Below are 2,045 nucleotides of genomic sequence, written 5' to 3' on the forward strand. Positions count from 1 at the left end.
GGGTCTAACCAATCAGCAATTAAAGCAAATACTAAAAATAAAACTCCCCATGCAACAGCTTCTATTATTTACGGACTTGCCGATATACTTGGATTTGCAGAATCTACAAATCTTATTCCAAGGATAATGCCATACTTAGGAGTTGCTCATCTTATAGGTGGTGTTATGTTTGGAATAGCTATGGCTTCTGCAGGTTTTTGCCCCGGAACTTGTGTTGCAAGAGTTGGGGCTGGTAAGTTTATATCTGCCGCAGGAGTAGTTGGATTAGTCACGGGAGTAATAATATACAACACGATACAGCCTTCTTTAGTAGAAGCCGGAATCCTCGGAAATAAAACAGACTTAACATTGTATGGTGTTTTAGGGGTTCCTTATGGACCTTTAGCTGTGGCATGGGGAGTGTTGTTTTTAGTATTTGCTTTAATAGCAGATTGGGTTGACCCTGCGAAAAAGTTTTATCAAGAAAAAACAAGCTTTAATCTTATAAAGGATGAGTGGCACTGGGCTATAGGTGGTGTTGCTGCAGGTTCAATAATAGCATGGGCAACAGCTCAAGGAGAGTACTTAGGATTTTCCGGAGCTTTACTTGCATTGGTAGGTTGGATATCTCACTTGATAGGTCATCCTATATCAAATGTTGTACCTCAAATAAATGAAGGAATTATATGGCACTCTGGTTTAATATTAGGCGTTTTACCGGGAGCATTTTTAGCAGCGATTATATCAGGTAAATTTAAATTTGACCCGGTTCCACCTGCTTTTGCAAGAGTTTCTCCTATCCCATATGTAAGGATGGTTTTAGTTTTCTTTGCTGGTATTTTCTTAGCATTGGGGGCTTTAATAGGTGGCGGTTGTACAACAGGAGCATTTTTAGCTGCTTATCCTACACTCTCAGTTGGAAGTATGGCAATGTCTGCAACTTACTTTGTTGTAGGTGTTCTTACTGCAAACTTGATTTACTTTGGTAGATGGTCAAGATTTGTAGAAGCAAAGAAAGAATCAGAAGAAGTCTACGATTAAGAGGTGGGTAAGATGAGTATGACAGAAAGGATTTTATTTTGGATTGCTATAGCTGTCTTGTTAGTTGCAACATTCGGAGTAAAAAAGCATGTTTCAGAGCTTGAGTCAAAAGTTTCTCAAGTTCAAACTCAGTCCGGAGGTCAACAATGAATCCTAAAATAGAAAGAGGTATTTATATAGCAGTTATTTTAGTTTTAGCTATAGTCTTAATAGCGTTTGGGAAAAAAGAGATTGAACTTAAAAAACAGATGCCTATAACAGCAGAAGAACTGTACAAAAAACTTTCAAATCCAAAGATAAAAGTACAGATTATAGATGTCAGAGAGTTAACTTCGTCTGATGAAGTTGGTGGTTATGAAGATTCAAGAATACCTGGTGCTTTACCATATCCAAACTGTGATGATTCAAAGATGAACGAAGGGTACTTGGCAGAAGCTAAGAAAAGAATAAACCCTTACCTTTATACCGTTATATTTACCTTCCCAAACCCAGTGAGCATCAGGAATTCTTGTTTTATTAGGGTCTTGTCCCCACCAAATTTGAACGTTTGCTGTATATACAAAATCGTAAGAAAATCCTACATTACCTTCTCCGTAAACCAGTGATACACCTGGAAACATATCACCAACGTAAGATGCTATGTAAGGTCTTACAGCTCCAAGAAGTGTACCAAGTCTTTTTCCAGATGCTGCTCTTGCTTCTGTAAGCATACCTGAACCAATGTGTATGTAGTTCCCTTGTGGACCAACTGTTAGCATAGTTTCGTATATCTTTGTTGCAACTTCTGTAATAGCTTCATCCCAAGATATTCTTTTCCACTTTCCTTCTCCTCTTTCTCCTACTCTTTTCATTGGATAGAGTATTCTGTCTTTTTCGTACATAACTTGAGAGTGTTGGACACCTTTATTACAACCTCTTGGGTTTGCATCCGGAATTTTTGGGTTTAAAAGTGGATAGTTTGCCGCTTGGTTTTCCCTTGTAACAATACCATTTTGAACCCATACATCCCATGCACAGTTTCCTTG

At 38.2% G+C, this 2,045-nt stretch carries 3 protein-coding genes and 1 pseudogene; 3 read left to right on the forward strand and 1 reads right to left on the reverse strand.

Features of this window, described 5'->3' with window-relative positions:
- The 3 genes and pseudogenes from NE054_RS07935 to NE054_RS07945 form a co-directional block, all read left to right on the forward strand.
- A partial coding sequence (locus tag NE054_RS07935) for a YeeE/YedE thiosulfate transporter family protein (protein ID WP_297890409.1) occupies window positions 1–1,020 on the forward strand: 1,020 nt, incomplete at its 5' end.
- Window positions 1,021–1,032: 12 nt separating this feature from the next.
- Window positions 1,033–1,170, forward strand: coding sequence for a hypothetical protein (locus NE054_RS07940; RefSeq protein WP_297890411.1), 138 nt, complete (start codon window positions 1,033–1,035; stop codon window positions 1,168–1,170).
- Between the two features lie 98 nt (window positions 1,171–1,268).
- Window positions 1,269–1,382, forward strand: a pseudogene (locus NE054_RS07945) (rhodanese-like domain-containing protein); the annotation flags it as partial.
- 42 nt (window positions 1,383–1,424) lie between these two features.
- Here NE054_RS07945 and NE054_RS07950 read toward each other — a convergent pair.
- Window positions 1,425–2,045: molybdopterin-dependent oxidoreductase (locus NE054_RS07950; RefSeq protein WP_297890413.1), on the reverse strand; the 621-nt coding region annotated here is incomplete at its 5' end.

Source organism: Sulfurihydrogenibium sp., from assembly GCF_027448985.1.
Taxonomy (GTDB): Bacteria; Aquificota; Aquificia; order Aquificales; family Hydrogenothermaceae; genus Sulfurihydrogenibium.

What these genes read in the sequence shown, in the direction of transcription:
- NE054_RS07940 (WP_297890411.1), top strand. Translation starts at nt 1,033, where the DNA reads ATGAGTATGACAGAAAGGATTTTATTTTGGATTGCTATAGCTGTCTTG.